Source organism: Nocardioides lentus (assembly GCF_039529515.1).
Classification (GTDB): Bacteria; Actinomycetota; Actinomycetes; order Propionibacteriales; family Nocardioidaceae; genus Nocardioides; species Nocardioides lentus.
This window is the reverse complement of the sequence record NZ_BAAAMY010000012.1, coordinates 1-15,525: the sequence shown is the minus strand read 5'-3', so window position 1 is coordinate 15,525 and position 15,525 is coordinate 1. Positions and strand designations below refer to the sequence as shown.

13 protein-coding genes are annotated in these 15,525 nt (G+C 74.5%); 8 read left to right on the top strand and 5 right to left on the bottom strand.

Features of this window, described 5'->3' with window-relative positions; all coding sequences use genetic code 11:
- Positions 1-53 precede the first annotated feature (53 nt).
- Positions 54-275 (bottom strand): YbdD/YjiX family protein, encoded by a 222-nt coding sequence (locus tag ABD158_RS17180; protein ID WP_344008849.1) that lies wholly within the window; start codon positions 273-275, stop codon positions 54-56.
- Positions 272-2,485: a carbon starvation CstA family protein gene (locus tag ABD158_RS17175; RefSeq protein ID WP_344008847.1), complete on the bottom strand. Its 2,214-nt coding sequence runs from the start codon at positions 2,483-2,485 to the stop codon at positions 272-274. Before ABD158_RS17175 ends, ABD158_RS17180 begins: the two co-directional genes overlap by 4 nt.
- A 332-nt stretch (positions 2,486-2,817) precedes the next feature.
- On the opposite strand from ABD158_RS17175, the gene ABD158_RS17170 reads away from it, so the two are divergent.
- Complete coding sequence (locus ABD158_RS17170; RefSeq protein ID WP_344008845.1) at positions 2,818-4,869, top strand: NAD(+) synthase; 2,052 nt, start codon at positions 2,818-2,820, stop codon at positions 4,867-4,869.
- 8 nt (positions 4,870-4,877) lie between these two features.
- On the opposite strand, the gene ABD158_RS17165 is transcribed toward ABD158_RS17170, so the two are convergent.
- Positions 4,878-5,732, bottom strand: a complete 855-nt coding sequence (locus tag ABD158_RS17165) for an NAD(P)H-binding protein (protein WP_344008844.1) — start codon at positions 5,730-5,732, stop codon at positions 4,878-4,880.
- Positions 5,733-5,861: 129 nt separating this feature from the next.
- Between ABD158_RS17165 and ABD158_RS17160 the strand changes: the two genes are divergently transcribed.
- The 3 genes from ABD158_RS17160 to ABD158_RS17150 all read left to right on the top strand — a co-directional run bounded on the left by ABD158_RS17160 (position 5,862) and on the right by ABD158_RS17150 (position 7,451).
- Positions 5,862-6,230, top strand: a complete 369-nt coding sequence (locus ABD158_RS17160) for a winged helix-turn-helix transcriptional regulator (protein ID WP_344008843.1) — start codon at positions 5,862-5,864, stop codon at positions 6,228-6,230.
- Position 6,231: 1 nt separating this feature from the next.
- Complete coding sequence (locus ABD158_RS17155) at positions 6,232-6,876, top strand: DUF998 domain-containing protein (protein ID WP_344008842.1); 645 nt, start codon at positions 6,232-6,234, stop codon at positions 6,874-6,876.
- 179 nt (positions 6,877-7,055) lie between these two features.
- Positions 7,056-7,451 carry a hypothetical protein gene (locus ABD158_RS17150; RefSeq protein WP_344008841.1) on the top strand — a complete coding sequence of 132 codons (396 nt, stop codon included), beginning with the start codon at positions 7,056-7,058 and terminating at the stop codon, positions 7,449-7,451.
- A gap of 78 nt (positions 7,452-7,529) precedes the next feature.
- On the opposite strand, the gene ABD158_RS17145 is transcribed toward ABD158_RS17150, so the two are convergent.
- Positions 7,530-8,846 carry a sensor histidine kinase gene (locus tag ABD158_RS17145; protein WP_344008840.1) on the bottom strand — a complete coding sequence of 439 codons (1,317 nt, stop codon included), beginning with the start codon at positions 8,844-8,846 and terminating at the stop codon, positions 7,530-7,532.
- 7 nt (positions 8,847-8,853) lie between these two features.
- Positions 8,854-9,543: a response regulator transcription factor gene (locus ABD158_RS17140; protein ID WP_344008839.1), complete on the bottom strand. Its 690-nt coding sequence runs from the start codon at positions 9,541-9,543 to the stop codon at positions 8,854-8,856.
- An 82-nt stretch (positions 9,544-9,625) separates the two neighbouring features.
- Here ABD158_RS17140 and ABD158_RS17135 point away from each other — a divergent pair, with 82 nt between their 5' ends.
- The 4 genes from ABD158_RS17135 to ABD158_RS17120 are packed head-to-tail and all read left to right on the top strand — an operon-like array spanning position 9,626 to position 15,255.
- Entirely contained in the window at positions 9,626-10,084 is a 459-nt protein-coding gene (locus ABD158_RS17135) for a hypothetical protein (RefSeq protein WP_344008838.1), read from the top strand.
- A gap of 55 nt (positions 10,085-10,139) precedes the next feature.
- A complete protein-coding gene (locus ABD158_RS17130; RefSeq protein ID WP_425573229.1) occupies positions 10,140-11,444 on the top strand; it encodes a glutamine synthetase family protein in 1,305 nt (434 codons plus the stop codon).
- Positions 11,445-11,473: 29 nt separating this feature from the next.
- Positions 11,474-12,238: a type 1 glutamine amidotransferase gene (locus ABD158_RS17125; RefSeq protein ID WP_344008836.1), complete on the top strand. Its 765-nt coding sequence runs from the start codon at positions 11,474-11,476 to the stop codon at positions 12,236-12,238.
- A 5-nt stretch (positions 12,239-12,243) separates the two neighbouring features.
- Positions 12,244-15,255: a bifunctional [glutamine synthetase] adenylyltransferase/[glutamine synthetase]-adenylyl-L-tyrosine phosphorylase gene (locus ABD158_RS17120; RefSeq protein ID WP_344008835.1), complete on the top strand. Its 3,012-nt coding sequence runs from the start codon at positions 12,244-12,246 to the stop codon at positions 15,253-15,255.
- Positions 15,256-15,525 lie beyond the last annotated feature (270 nt).

Genomic DNA, 15,525 nt, shown 5'->3' with positions numbered 1-15,525 from the left:
GGCCGCCGGGCGACACGTGACGGGCGTCTCAACCCGGTGCGGGACCCTCGGGCTCAGCAGCAGCGCTGCTGCGGGCTCGCCTCGGCGTGGTCCGCACGGTGCCGCTCGAACGCCCGCCGGGTCATGGGCTCCACCCCGTCGCGGCGGCACCGCTCGAGGTAGTCGTCCCACTTGGCCTCGCCGGAGAGCTGCCGGGCGTACCAGCGCACGCCCGCGGCCCACCGGCGGGCGACGGCCACGGGGCCCGCGACCGGACCGACGGGGGCGGCGCTCACCGGCCGGCCCCCGCGCCCCGGCGCTCGGACTCCCAGGCCGCCACGGCCTGCTTCTCCTCGGCGGTGGCGAAGAAGTCGGCCGGCGCCACGACCTGCGAGGGGGTGTGGGGCACCTCGGTGGTGGGCAGCGAACCCGCACGGGCGGCCTTGACCCAGATGACGACCGCGTTCGCCACGATGACGACGACCAGGATCGCGAAGCTGGCCTGCAGCACGGCGTTGACGGTGGAGTTGAACACCACCGTGCTCATCTGGCCCGCGTCGGTGGCCGGGGCCAGCACCTCGCCGGCGTCGCGGGCGGTGCGGTAGCGGTCGGCCTGGGCGAGGTAGCCGATCGCGGGGTTGTCGCTGAACACCTTCTGGTAGCTCGCGGTCAGCGTGACCACGAGGTCCCACGCCAGCGGCACCGCCGGCACCCAGACGTACTTCCACCAGCCGTGCTTGCAGAACAGCGTGACGCACAGCGTGAGGGCGATGGCGGCCAGCAGCTGGTTGGCGATGCCGAAGAGCGGGAAGAGCTGGTTGATGCCGCCGAGCGGGTCGGTGACCCCGACGTAGAGCATGTAGCCCCACGCGCCGGTGGTGACCGCCGAGGCGGCCCAGGCGGCCGGCTTCCACGAGGTGTCGCCGAACCGGGGCCAGAAGTTGCCGATGGTGTCCTGCAGCATGAACCGGCCCACACGGGTGCCGGCGTCGATGGCGGTGAGGATGAACAGCGCCTCGAACATGATCGCGAAGTAGTACCAGAACGCCGTCATGCCGGACCCGAACGCCTCGCTGAAGATCATCGAGATGCCGAAGGCCAGCGTCGGCGCCCCGCCGGTGCGGGAGACGAGCTCGGTCTCCACGGACGCCGAGAACGCGTTGAGCTGGTCGGGGGAGATGGTGAACCCGAGCGTGCGGACGAACTCCGCGGCGCCCTCGGCGGTGCCGCCGGTGACGCCGGCGGGGGAGTTCATCGCGAAGTACAGGCCCTGGTCGATGACGCAGGCGGCGATGATCGCGCTCACGGCCACGAAGGACTCCATGAGCATCCCGCCGTACCCGACCATGCGGACGTGGCTCTCCTTGGCGATCATCTTCGGCGTCGTGCCCGAGCTGATCAGCGCGTGGAAGCCCGACAGGGCGCCGCAGGCGATGGTGATGAACAGGAACGGGAACAGCGAGCCGGCGAACACCGGGCCCTCACCGTTGGAGGCGAACGGCGTGACCGCCTGGGCCTGCAGCACGGGCCGGGCCAGGATCAGGCCGATGGCCAGCAGGAAGATGACGCCGACCTTCATGAAGGTCGAGAGGTAGTCGCGCGGGGTCAGCAGCATCCAGACCGGCAGGATCGAGGCGACGAAGCCGTAGCCGACCATGAGGATGGTCAGCGTCTCCGGGGACAGCTCGAACGTCGAGGCGAGGCCGGAGTTCTCGACGACGCCGCCCAGCGCGATGGCCCCGAGCAGCAGCGCGACGCCGATCGCCGTGACCTCCATGACCCGACCGGGCCGCAGGTAGCGCAGGTAGACGCCCATGAACAGGGCGATCGGGATGGTCAGGCCGATCGCGACGACGCCCCACGGGGACTCGGCGAGCGCGTTGACGACGACCAGCGCGAGCACCGCGAGCAGGATGATCATGATCGCGTAGACGGCGATCAGGGCGGCGATGCCTCCGACGACCCCGAGCTCCTCGCGGATCATCTGGCCCAGGCTCTTCGCGTCGCGGCGCATCGAGAAGAACATGACGACCATGTCCTGCACCGCGCCGGCGAGGATCACGCCGACGACGATCCAGATCGTGCCCGGCAGGTAGCCCATCTGCGCGGCCAGCACGGGGCCGACCAGCGGCCCGGCGCCGGCGATCGCGGCGAAGTGGTGGCCGTAGAGCACCCGACGGTCGGTGACCTCGAAGTCGCTGCCGTCCTCGAGCCGCTCGGCCGGGGTGGCGCGCGTGTCGTCCAGCCTGAGCACCCGGCGGGCGATGAACTTGGAGTAGAAGCGGTAGGCGATCAGGTAGGAGGAGACCGCGGCGAAGAGGATCCACAGCGCCGAGACGTCCTCGCCGCGCTGCAGCGCGAGCACGGTCCAGCAGGTGGCCCCGACCAGCGCGACCGCGGTCCAGGCCGCGATCGACAGCGGGGTGGGGCGACGGCCCCGGCCGGTCGGCCGGTCCTCGGTGTCGCCGGGCGGCGGCCCGGACGGGGTGGTGGTGTCGGTGGCCATGGGCTGCTCCCGGGATCTCGAGACCGCGCACGGGGTCACAGGGTGCGCACGGCCGACCCACCATATGCCCGTCGGGTGTGACGGCGGCCACGGACTCGCCCGCCCGGGGTTGCGGTCGTCTTGTGGATTGCTTGCACCTTCACCTACTGGTGCGGGGACCGGCCGTCGGGCAGGATTCTTCCCGTACCGAGGAACTGACCCGAGACGGCTCCTCGGTACTCCAGAACCGCGGAGCTGACCCGAGACGGCTCCGCGGTTCTGCAATTTCAGGGGTGTCCGCCTGCCGGCGGCCGCGTGACGGGCCCGGTCGGCCCGTGCGGGAGACTGGCCGCGTGGACGCCGACAGCTTCACCTCCGCGTACGCCCAGGGCTTCGCCCGGGTCGCCGCCTGCACCGTGCCCGTGACCCCCGCGGACCCGGCCGCCAACGCGCGCGCCGTCGTCGCGCAGGCCCGCGAGTGCCACGAGCGCGCCGTCGCGGTCGCGACCTTCCCCGAGCTGTGCCTGTCGGGCTACGCGGTCGACGACCTGCTCCTGGCCGACACGCTGCTCGACGGCGTGCTGGCGGGTCTGGCCGAGATCGTGGCGGCCTCGGTCGACCTGACGCCGGTCCTGGTGGTGGGCGCACCGCTCGCGGTGGGCAACCGGCTGCTCAACTGCGCGGTCGTCGTGCACCGCGGCGAGGTGCTGGGCGTCGCCCCGAAGTCCTACCTGCCGACGTACCGCGAGTTCTACGAGCGGCGCCACTTCGGCGCCGGCGACGAGCACCGCGGCGCGACCCTCGCCCTGCTCGGCGACGAGGTGCCGCTGGGGCCGGACCTGCTGTTCGAGGTCACCGACGTGCCGGGGCTGGTCTTCCACGTCGAGGTCTGCGAGGACCTGTGGGTGCCGGTGCCGCCGTCGGCCGAGGCGGCGCTGGCGGGCGCCACGCTGCTGCTGAACGTCTCGAGCAGCCCGATCACCATCGCCCGCGCCGACACCCGCACGCTGCTGGTGCGCTCGGCGAGCCTGCGGGGCCTCGCCGCCTACGTGTACGCCGCGGCGGGGGCGGGCGAGTCCAGCACGGACCTGGCGTGGGACGGCCAGACGATGGTCTACGAGGCCGGCGACCTGCTCGCCGAGGGCCCCCGCTTCGCGCCGGGTCCGCAGGTCACGGTGGCCGACGTCGACCTGCGCCGGCTGCGCGCGGAGCGGCTGCGCCAGGGCACCTTCGACGACAACCGCCGTACCCACGAGGTCCGCACCGGTGCCTTCCGTCGCGTGCCGCTGGCGCTGAGACCCCCGACCGGCGACGTCGGGCTGGAGCGCCCGGTCGACCGCTTCCCGTTCGTGCCCGACGACCCGGCCCGCCTCGCGCAGGACTGCTACGAGGCGTGGAACATCCAGGTCGCGGCGCTCGAGCGCCGGCTCACCTCGATCGGCTCGCCGACGGTCGTCGTCGGCGTCTCCGGGGGCCTGGACTCCACCCACGCGCTGGTCGTGGCCGTGCGGGCGATGGACCGCCTGGGCCGCCCGCGCAGCGACGTGCACGCCGTGACGATGCCGGGCTTCGCGACCGGCGCGACCTCCAAGGACCTCGCGACGCGGCTCTGCGCGGCGCTCGGGGTGCGCTTCGAGGAGCTCGACATCCGCCCCGCGGCGACCCAGATGCTGGCCGACCTCGGCCACCCGTTCGCGGACGGCGAGGAGGTCTACGACGTCACCTTCGAGAACGTGCAGGCCGGGCTGCGGACCGACTACCTGTTCCGGATCGCCAACCACCGCGGCGGCATCGTGCTGGGCACCGGCGACCTCTCCGAGCTCGCGCTCGGCTGGTGCACCTACGGGGTGGGCGACCAGATGTCGCACTACGGCGTCAACGCCGGCGTGCCCAAGACCCTGATCCAGCACCTGATCCGGTGGGCCGCCGGGTCGGGGGAGCTGCCCGAGGCCGCGGGCCCGGTGCTGCTGGAGATCCTCGCGCAGGAGATCACCCCCGAGCTGGTCCCCACCCGGGAGGGCGAGACGCCGCAGTCGACGGAGGCCACCGTCGGGCCCTACGCGCTCGCGGACTTCGCGCTGTTCCACCTCGCCCGGCAGGGCCACGGACCCTCCCGGATCGCGTTCCTCGCCTGGCACGCGTGGCGTGACGCGGCCGCGGGGAGCTGGCCGCCGGACCACCCCGAGGCCGGCCGCACGTCGTACGACCTGGCGACCGTGAAGCGGTGGCTGGAGGTGTTCGTGCGCCGGTTCTTCGCCTCGCAGTTCAAGCGCTCGGCGCTGCCCAACGGGCCGAAGGTCTCCGCGGGAGGCACGATGAGCCCGCGCGGGGACTGGCGCATGCCCTCGGACGCCTCGGCGGCCGCGTGGCTCGCGGAGCTCGCCGAGGTGCCCGAGGACCTCTGAGTCCGGCGTCAGCCCGCCAGCGCCTCGCGGACGGCGTCGGTCGTCGACAGCGGCGCCCGCCCCAGCAGGCGGGTCAGGTCGTCGGTCGGCACCAGCAGCTCGCCGGCCGCGATGCCCCGGTCGACGTCGGCGAACGTCGCGGCCGCCGAGGCCGGGAGGTCGGCGCCGAGGAGGATCTGCTCGAGCTGGGCGACCGGCACGTCGGTGTGACCGATCGGCTCCCCGGTGACGTCGCCGATCACGGCCGCGAGCTCGGCGAGCGTGACCGCCTCGCCCCCGAGCTCGTACGTCGCCCCCGCGTGGCCCTCTCCCAGGAGCACGGCGGCCGCGGCCTCGGCGTACTCGCGGCGCAGCGCGAGGCTGACGCGGCCCTCGCCGGTCGCCCCGACGAGGCCGTGCTCGCGGTAGGTGGCGAGCTGACCCGTGTAGTTCTCGACGTACCAGGCGTTGCGGAGCAGCACGTGGTCGATCGGGGACCCGACCAGGACCCGCTCGGTCGCGGCGTGCTCGGCGGCGAGTGCGAGCGAGGTGGTCGCGGCGTGGGGCGCGGAGGTGTAGGCGAGCAGACCGGCGCCGGCGGCGACGGCCGCCTCGACGACCGCGGTGTGCTGCGTGACCCGCCGGCCGAACTCGTCGCCGGAGACGAGCAGCACGCGCTCGGCGCCGGCGAGGGCCTCGGTCAGGGTGGCGGGCTCGGAGTAGTCGGCGCGGCGGACCTGGACGCCGCGGTCGGCCAGGTCGGCCAGGGACTCGGGACGGCGGGACGTGGCGACCACGTCGGCGGGCGCGGCGCCGCGGTCGAGCAGCGAGGTGACGACGGCGCGGCCGAGCTGGCCGGAGGCGGCGGTGACGACGATGGACACGGGGGTTCCTCTCGGGTGGGGTGCCCCGGAGCGGGGCGCGTGGAGAGGGAACGGGAACAGGCGCGTGCCGCTTCCCGTTGGAGAGCAGGCACCTTGAAGTGCCGTAGCCACCTGAGGGAGAGTTGGACCGTGACCACCACGCCCGTCGCCGACCCGTACTCGCGCCTGTGCCCGAGCCGCCAGCTCCTGGACCGCATCGGGGACAAGTGGACGGTGCTGGTGATGGGCGTGCTGACGCCGGGGCCGCGGCGCTACGGCGACCTGGCCCGCGCGATCGAGGGCGTGAGCCAGAAGATGCTGACCCAGACCCTGCGCCACCTCGAGCGCGACGGCCTGGTCACCCGCACGGTCCACGCGACCGTGCCCGTGCGCGTGGACTACGAGCTCACCGACCTGGGCCGGTCGCTGACGGGCCCGCTGGCCGTGCTGGAGGCGTGGGCGCGCGACCACCTGGGCGACATCGAGACCGCGCGCGCGTCGTACGACGCCCGGGGCTGAGGTGGTCCCCGGGACGCGCGCGCCGACCCGGACGCTCCCGGCGGGGGCGCCGCGCGGGCGGGTGCTCGCCGGCGGCGTGGTGTGGCTGCTCGTGGTGCAGTACGTCGTGGTCGAGGTGCTCGCCGCGCTCGCCTGGACCGGCCCGTCGTACGACCCGGCGCGGGACGTCGTCAGCGACCTGGGCCGGGTCGCCTGTCGCGCGGACGGCGGGTGCTCGCCGTGGGCGGAGGCGTTCAACGTCTCGCTCGGGGTGCACGGGGCGCTCGTGATCGGCGGTGCCGTGCTGCTCGCGCCGTTGCTGCCGCGGTGGCGGGCCGGCGTGGTGGCCCTGTTCGCGGTGACGGCCGCCGGCAACGTCGGGGTCGGTCTCGTCCCCCTCGGCGCGGGCGACGGCCCGTGGCACTACGTCGCGGCGACCGCGGCCATCGGGGGCGCGACCCTCGCGGTCGGGGTCGCGGGCGTCGCGGCGCTGGCGGACCCCGGCCTGCGTCGCTGGGCCCTCGGCACGCTCGCCGCGACCGTCGTCGGCGTCCTCGGGGTGGCGCTGCTGCTCGTCGACGGCACCACCGGTCTCGCGGAGCGGGTCGCGATCTACCCCGTCGTCGCCTGGTACGTCGTCACCGGCGGTCTCGCGCTGCGCCGCTGAGCCCGCTGCGGAGGACCGTCGCGTCGCACCCGACCGCCGACTCGGACGTCGTCGGGCGCACGCACCTGCCGACCCGGCGACCTTTGCCTGGCCTTAGCCGGTCGCTGGTTCGTCGTTAGCCCGGGTCGCGGGAAAGTTCACGCATCAACCGAACGCACCACCCGCTCCCAGGAGGAACCATGAAGACCAGCACCCGCGTCGCCGCCCTGCTCGGCACCGCCGCCCTCACCGCCGGCACCGCGACCGTCGCCCTCGCCGGCCCGGCCAGCGCCGACGTCGACCGCAACGGCTCCTGCGGTGGCGCCACCTACGAGTTCAGCGTCGACCGCGACGACGACCGCCGCAACTCCTACGAGGTGACCGCCGACCTCGACAACGCGGGCGGCACCAAGTACCGCGTCGTGCTGAAGCAGAACGGCAAGACGTTCTACAACGTCGCGCGCACCGCCGACCGTGAGGGCGACATCGAGGTCGAGCGCAACCGCAGCAACACCCGCGGCGCCGACACGTTCCTGCTGCAGTACCGCAACACCACGACCGACCAGGTCTGCCGCACCACCATCCGGGTGGCCTGACCCCCCGCACCGACCCCGCGGGTCGGCACACGCGTCGACCGACACCCCCGGCCGGGACCCGGCCGGGGGTGTCGTGCGTCAGCGCGGGGGTCCGAGCCGGACGCTCACCCGGGCGCCGCCCAGGTCGGAGGCGCCGAGCTCGAGCCCGCCGCCGGAGGCCGCCGCGGTGCGCTCCACGATCGACAGCCCCAGGCCGGTCGACCCGCTGCCGCTGGTGCCGCGGTCGGAGACGTCGAGACCCTCGGGGAACCCCGGGCCCGCGTCCTCCACGACCAGCAGCGCGCCCGCCGCGGCGGCGTCCGGCGCCGCGGCCCGCACGAGCGCGACCCGGATGGTGGCCCCCTCCGGGGTGTAGGAGAACGCGTTGTCGAGGAGCACGTCGAGCGCGGCGGCGAGGTCCTCCTCGCCCGCGGACACCGGCACGGGGCCGTCGGGCACGTCGACCTCGAGGTCGCGTCCCTGGTCCTCGGCCAGCGCGCCCCAGAACGCCGCCCGCTCGGCGACCACGGCGACCGCGTCGGTCTGCGCCACGATGCCCTCGCGCTGGGAGCGCCGTGCCTCGCGCACGACGGAGTCGAGGGCGTGCTCGAGGGCCTCGAGGTCCTGGGTCAGCCGCACCCGCGCGACCGGGTCGGCCACCTGGTCGATCCGGAGCCGCAGCGCCGTGACCGGGGTCCGCAGCCGGTGCGACAGGTCCGCCACCTGCTCGCGCTCGCGCTCCAGCAGCTCCTCGATCCGGCCGACGAGCCGCTCCAGCGCGACGCCGAGCTCCTGGACCTCCGGGGGGCCGCCCACCGGCACCGGCTCGGGGCGGCGGCGCTCGCCGAGGGTCTGGGTCCACCCGGCCAGCGCGCGGATCGGGCTCGTGAAGGCCCGGCCGAGCCGCTCGGCCAGCACGATCGCGCCGACCAGGAGCAGCAGGCCGAGCAGCGCGAGCACGAGGTAGGCCCGCAGCACCCCGGAGCCTGGGCCGGGTCGCGCGACGTCCACCTGCACCACCGGCGTCTCGGCCGCGCTGGAGCGGCCGAGGGAGACGGGGACCAGGATCCGTGCACCGCCGTCCGGGGTGTCGTCGATCCGCGCCTGCCCCGTACGGCGGGCCTCGCGGACCCGGTCGTCGACCGTCTCGTCGGGGCCCACCGAGGACCCGCCGGGGAAGAACACCGTCGTGGTGGTGTCGCCCTCGGCGTTGATGCGCTCCAGGTAGGTGGACACCTCGCCCCGCCCGTCCTCCGCACCGGACACGACGGTCTCGGTGGCCTGCACCTCCAGCGCCGCCTGCACGATGCGGTCCTCGAGGGCGTAGTCGCGCACGAGCACGGCCATCGGCACCAGCATCGCGAGCAGGACGATCGACACGGTCGCGGCCACCGTCAGCCGCAGCTGGCGTCTCACCGGCGGGTCATGCGCCGTCCGGCGCCGCCAGGCGCACCCCGACCCCGCGGACGGTGGTCAGGTAGCGCGGCGCGGTCGCGGTCTCGCCCAGCTTGCGGCGCAGCCACGACAGGTGGACGTCGACTGTCTTGTCGGACCCGCCCCAGGCCTGCTGCCAGACCTCGCTCAGCAGCTCGCGCTTGGTCACGACGTCCCCGGCCCGCTCGGCGAGGTGGACCAGCAGGTCGAACTCCCGTGGACTGAGGTCCAGCGAGGTCCCGTCGAGGGTCGCGCGGCGCGCGGCGACGTCGATCTCGAGCCCGCCGACGACCAGGCTGCGGCGGACGGTGCGACCGGTGGCCGCGCGTCGCAGCACCGCCCGGATCCGCGCCTCCAGCTGGGTGGTGGTGTAGGGCTTCACGACGTAGTCGTCGGCCCCGGTGTCGAGCGCGCTCACCAGCGACGGCTCGTCGTCGCGGGCGCTGGCCACGATCACCGGCACCTCGCTGACGGCCCGCAGCATCGAGAGCACCTGGGTGCCGTCGACGTCGGGGAGCCCGAGGTCGAGGACCACCAGGTCGGGCCGCGTGTCCACCGCGGCGGCCAGGCCGGCCATCCCGGTGCGCTCGGAGGAGACCGCGAACCCGTGGTCCGACAACGACCGCACCACGAGCGGACGGATCCGGTCGTCGTCCTCGATCACCAGCACCTGCACCACGTCGAGAACCTACCGGGCGGCCTTAGCGTCGCCTTAACCCGCCGTTGGGGCGCCCCGGGCGGGCGGGGCCGAGACTGGGGTGGTGGACAGGCGGCTGGGCTACGCGATCGCGTGGGTGGTGTGCGCCGTCGTCGCCATCGCGATCGGCATCGCCGCCGTGACCACCGTCGGCGCCTCCGTGCGCGGTCGCGGGCCCCTGGGCGACGGCGGGATCGAGCGCTCGACCCAGGGCCAGGGCCGGTACGACCCGGAGGTCGCGGTCTCCCCGCTGCCCGGTGCCGAGGTGGTGCGCCAGACGGTCCGCGAGGAGTTCGGCGAGCTGGACGTCAAGTGCCGCGGGGCCGTCGCCTACGCCACCGACGCCCGCCCCGACCGCGCCGCCGGCTGGGACGTCGTGTCCTTCGAGCCCGGGCCCGACGACGACGTCGACGCCGTGTTCAGCAACGCCGGTCGCTCCATCGAGTTCGAGGTCTACTGCAACCGCGGCCGGCCCGAGCTCGCGGACTACGAGGAGAACACGCTCCCGGCGGACGACGACTGAGCCCGTGCGCCACACTGGCGCCATGGGCAAGCAGGAGGACTTCGTCATCCGGGCGCTGGAGGAGCGCGACGTGCGCTTCGTACGGCTGTGGTTCACCGACGTGCTCGGCTCCTTGAAGTCGGTCGCGGTCGCCCCGGCCGAGCTCGAGGGCGCGTTCGCGGAGGGCCTCGGCTTCGACGGCTCCGCGATCGAGGGCTTCGCGCGGGTGCAGGAGGCCGACATGCTGGTCAAGCCCGACCCCGCGACGTTCCAGATCCTCCCGTGGCGCGGCGAGGGCCCCGCGACGGCGCGCATGTTCTGCGACATCGAGATGCCCGACGGCAGCCCGTCGTACGCCGACCCGCGCTTCGTGCTGAAGCGGACCCTGCAGGCGGCGGGGGAGAAGGGCTTCACCTTCTACACCCACCCCGAGGTGGAGTTCTACCTGTTCAAGCACCCCCCGGAGCCCGGCGTCGAGCCGGTCCCGGTCGACCGCAGCGGCTTCTTCGACCACACCGCGCAGAGCCAGGGCGCCGACTTCCGGCGCGAGGCGATCACGATGCTGGAGTCGATGGGCATCTCGGTGGAGTTCAGCCACCACGAGGGCGGCCCCGGCCAGCAGGAGATCGACCTCCGCTACGCCGACGCGCTCAGCACCGCCGACAACCTGATGACCTTCCGCACCGTCATCCGCGAGGTCGCGCTGTCGCAGGGCATCTGGGCGACCTTCATGCCGAAGCCGTTCACCACCCACCCCGGCTCGGCGATGCACACCCACATGTCGTTGTTCGAGGGTGACCAGAACGCGTTCTTCGAGGCCGGCGCCGAGTACCAGCTCTCGCCCGTCGCGCGGAAGTTCGCCGCGGGGATCCTGCACCACGCCGCGGAGATCACCTGCGTCACGAACCAGTGGGTCAACTCCTACAAGCGCCTGCTCGGCGGCGGCGAGGCCCCGTCGTACATCTCGTGGGGGCACAACAACCGCTCCGCGATGCTGCGGGTGCCGATGCACAAGCCGTCGAAGGGCCAGTCGACCCGCATCGAGCTGCGCACCGTCGACGCCGCCTGCAACCCCTACCTCGCCTACGCCGTGATCCTGGGCGCCGGCCTGAAGGGCATCGAGGAGGACTACGAGCTGCCCCGCGAGGCCGAGGACGACGTGTGGTCGCTGACCCACCGCGAGCGTCGGGCGCTGGGCATCGACCCGCTGCCCGGCAGCCTCGCGGAGGCCATCGAGGTCGCCGAGGGCTCCGAGCTGCTCGCCGACGTGCTGGGCGAGCACGTCTACGACTTCTTCCTGCGCAACAAGCGCAGCGAGTGGGAGGACTACCGCGGGCACGTGCACGCCTACGAGCGCGACCGGATGCTGTCGGTGATCTGAGGCCCGCGACGGGCGGTAGGTTCGTCGCTGTGAGCGACGTCGCCCCTTCTCCTCGCCGTCCCCGCGTCCTCGTCGTCCAGCACCAGGCCGACTGCGCCCCCGCCTGGTTCGGCCGCTGGCTGGCGCAGGCCGGCTGCGACCTCGACGTCGTCGAGCCGTGGCGCTCGGACCCGTCGTCCGCCGCGCTGCCCGACGACCTGGCCGGTCACGACGGCCTGCTCGTGCTGGGCGGCTCGATGGGCGCCCACGACGACGCCGATGTCGCGTGGCTCGGACCGGTCAAGGCGCTGGTCCGCGACGCCGTGGCGCGCCGGGTGCCCACCCTCGGCATCTGCCTCGGCCACCAGCTCGTCGCCGTCGCCCTGGGCGGCCGCGTCGATCGCAACCCCGCGGGCCAGACCGTCGGCCTGACGCCGGTGCGGTGGACGCCCGAGGCCGTCGCCGACCCCCTCGTCGGCCCGCTCGCGAGCCCCCGCCGCGGGGTGCACTGGAACGACGACGTGGTCGTCGCCGAGCCGCCGGGCGCCGTCGCCCTCGCGCGCGGCGCCGACGGCACCCTGCAGGTGGCCCGCTTCGCCGAGACCGCGTGGGGGGTGCAGCTGCACCCGGAGGCGGACCGCGCGGTCGTCGAGGAGTGGGCCGTCGGCGACGCCGCCCGCCACGCCGAGCGGGGCCTCGACCAGGCCGCCGTGCTCGACGAGGTCGGGTCCGCCGCCGCCGAGCTGCGGGCCGCCTGGGAGCCGTTGGCGCTCGCCTTCGCCGGGCGCTGTCGCCAGCCCGACCGGGTGGGGTGACCCGCATGAACCGCGGCACCCTGCGCGGCACCCTGGTCCGGGCCGGGTTCACCGACGCCGAGGCGGGCGAGGAGCGCCTCCTCGGGCTCGGCGACGGGCTCGGCGACGAGGCCGCTGCGGTCGTCGCGCTGCTCGGGCGCACCGCCGACCCCGACCGGGCGCTGCGCTTCCTCGTCGCCCTGGTCGAAGCGCTCGGCGACGACGCGTCCGACCTGCTGGGCGAGCTGGTCGACGACGAGGGCACCGCGATGCGCCTGCTCAGCGTCCTCGGCGGCAGCGAGGCCCTCGGCGAGCACCTCGTGCGCCACCCCGAGCAGTGGCGCGAGCTGCGTGACCCCGCCCTGGGCTCGACCCGCCCCGCGGCGTACGCCGTGCGCGCCGGGCTGCTGGCGGCCGTCGGCGTGCCCCCCGAGCAGCGCGAGGACCCGGCCGCGGTGCCGGTCGCCGAGCTGGACCGTGCGGCGGCGGCCGACGCGCTGCGCGTGGAGTACCGCCGCGTGCTGGTGCGGCTCGCCGCCCGCGACCTCGCCCACCACATGGGCGTCGACGACGTCGCCGCGGAGCTGTCCGACCTCGCCGCCGGCACCCTCGACGCGGCCCTGGCGGTCGCCCGTGGGGGCGTGGGCGAGCGCCACGCCGCGGCCCGGCTCGCGGTCGTCGCGCTGGGTAAGTGCGGGGGCCACGAGCTCAACTACGTCTCCGACGTCGACGTCGTGTTCGTCCACGAGCCGGCCGAGGGCGCCGACGAGAACGAGGCCCGCCGCGTCGCCACCCGGCTGGCCAGCGACCTCATCGCCATCTGCGGCGACCACACCGCCGAGGGCACCATCTGGCCCGTCGACGCCGCCCTGCGCCCCGAGGGCAAGGCCGGGGCGCTGGTGCGCACCCTGGCCGGCCACGTCGGCTACTACGAGAAGTGGGCCGCGACCTGGGAGTTCCAGGCCCTGCTCAAGGCGCGGCCGGTCGCCGGCGACGCCGCGCTGGGACGGGCCTACGTCGAGGCGCTGGCGCCGATGGTCTGGCATGCCGCGGAGCGGGAGAACTTCGTGCCCGACGTGCAGGCGATGCGCCGCCGCGTGGTGGAGCACATCCCGGCGGGCCAGGCCGAGCGCCAGCTCAAGCTCGGCTCCGGCGGGCTGCGCGACGTCGAGTTCGCGGTGCAGCTGCTGCAGCTGGTCCACGGGCGCGGCGACGAGAGCATCCGCCAGCCGGCCACCCTGAGCGCGCTGCACGCGCTCACCGAGGGCGGCTACGTCGGCCGTGAGGACGGGCAGGCGCTGCACGACGCGTACGCGTTCCTGCGCACCCTCGAGCACCGCATGCAGCTCGACCGGCTCCAGCGCATCCACGTCGTCCCCCAGGACGACGACGTGCTGCGACGCCTCGGTCGCTCGCTCGGGGCCTACAAGGACCCCACCGGCGAGCTCGACCGGTGGTGGCGCCACCACCGGCGCGAGGTCCGGCGCCTGCACGAGAAGCTCTTCTACCGCCCGCTGCTCGGCGCCGTCGCGCAGATCGCCGGCGAGGACATCCGGCTCTCCCCGGACGCCGCCCGCGCCCGCCTCGCCGCCCTCGGCTACGACGACCCCGCCGCGGCGCTGCGCCACCTCGAGGCCCTGACCTCCGGGGTCTCCCGCACGGCCGCCATCCAGCGCACGCTGCTGCCGGTGATGCTCGAGTGGTTCGCCGACGCCCCGGACCCCGACGCCGGCCTGTTCGGCTTCCGCCGGATCAGCGAGAGCCTCGGCCACACCCCCTGGTACCTGCGCGTCCTGCGCGACGAGGGCCAGGTGGCCGAGCGGCTGGCGCGGATCCTCGCCAGCTCGCGCTACGCCACCGACCTGCTGCAGCGCGAGCCCGAGGGCGTGCGGATGCTCGCCGGGGACCTGCGTCCGCTCGGCCTGGAGGCCGTGACCGCCGAGATGCTGGGCGTCGCCCGCCGCCGGGACGGGGCCGAGGACGCCGTCCGCGCGGTGCGCGGGATCCGCCGCCGCGAGCTGTTCCGCACCGCCGCGGGCGACCTCGTGGGCACCGTCGACGTCACCGAGGTCGAGGAGACGCTCTCGCGGCTGACCGACGCCACCCTGGAGGCCACCCTCGACGTGTCCCTGCGCTCGGTGGCCGCCGCCCGCGGCCTCGACGCACCCCCGGCGCGGATGGCGGTGGTCGCCATGGGCCGCTACGGCGGCTTCGAGCTCTCCTACGCCTCCGACGCCGACGTGATGTTCGTCAGCGAGCCCGTCGAGGGCGCCGACCCGCAGGTCGCGGCGTCGTACGCCCAGGGCGTCGTCAACGAGCTGCGCCGCCTGCTGTCGCTGCCCGCCAGCGACCCGCCGCTCGAGGTCGACGCCGACCTGCGCCCCGAGGGCCGGCAGGGACCGCTCGTGCGCACGCTCGCGTCGTACGAGGCCTACTACCGGCGCTGGTCGGACGTCTGGGAGTTCCAGGCGCTGCTGCGCGCCGACGCCGTCGTCGGCGACGAGGGGCTGCGGCGACGCTTCCACGAGCTCGTGGACCCGCTGCGCTTCCCCGCGGACGGCCTCGACGAGCACGGGGTGACCGAGGTCCGCCGCATCAAGGCGCGCGTCGAGGCCGAGCGCCTCCCGCGCGGCGCGGACCGTCGCACGCACCTCAAGCTCGGCCGCGGCGGGCTCGCCGACGTGGAGTGGACCGTGCAGCTGCTGCAGATGCAGCACGCCGGCAGGCTCGAGGGGCTGCGCACGCCGCGCACCCTGCCCGCCCTCGACGCCGCCGCCGAGGCCGGCCTGGTCGACCGGGAGGACGCCGACCGGCTCGCCGCGTCGTGGCGCATGGTGAGCCGCGTGCGCAACGCGATCACGTTGGTGCGCGGCAAGGCCGGCGACCAGATCCCCACCGACGCCCGCGAGCGCGCCGGGGTCGCGGCGCTGCTCGGCTACGGCCCCGGCCGCTCCGACGAGCTCGTCAACGACCTGCTGCGCACCACCCGCCGTGCCCACGAGGTCGTCGACCGGGTGTTCTGGGGCGAGGGCTCCTGAGGCTCCGCAGGCGATTGCGGAATCCTTGAGGAAGCGTGGCGGGGGCTTGCGGATACCTCCGTCGTACGCGGGGTCTTGACCGTGGGGGTCGTTGAGGGTTGAACGGCAGAGTTCTTCTCATCAGGGAGCCCGGGGGGGCCGGGTCCCGCACGAGGGAAGAGACACCGCCATGAGCCACAAGGCCACCAAGACCAGCAAGACCAGCAAGCGTTCCACCTCCACCAAGGTCCTCGCGACCGTCGTCATGGTCACCGCGGCTGCGGGTGCGGC

Excerpts from the sequence above, each read along its gene's own strand:
- ABD158_RS17175 (WP_344008847.1), bottom strand. The coding sequence starts at position 2,485 with ATGGCCACCGACACCACCACCCCGTCCGGGCCGCCGCCCGGCGACACC.
- ABD158_RS17150 (WP_344008841.1), top strand. The coding sequence starts at position 7,056 with ATGAAGACCAGCACCCGCGTCGCCGCCCTGCTCGGCACCGCCGCCCTC.
- ABD158_RS17120 (WP_344008835.1), top strand. The coding sequence starts at position 12,244 with ATGAACCGCGGCACCCTGCGCGGCACCCTGGTCCGGGCCGGGTTCACC.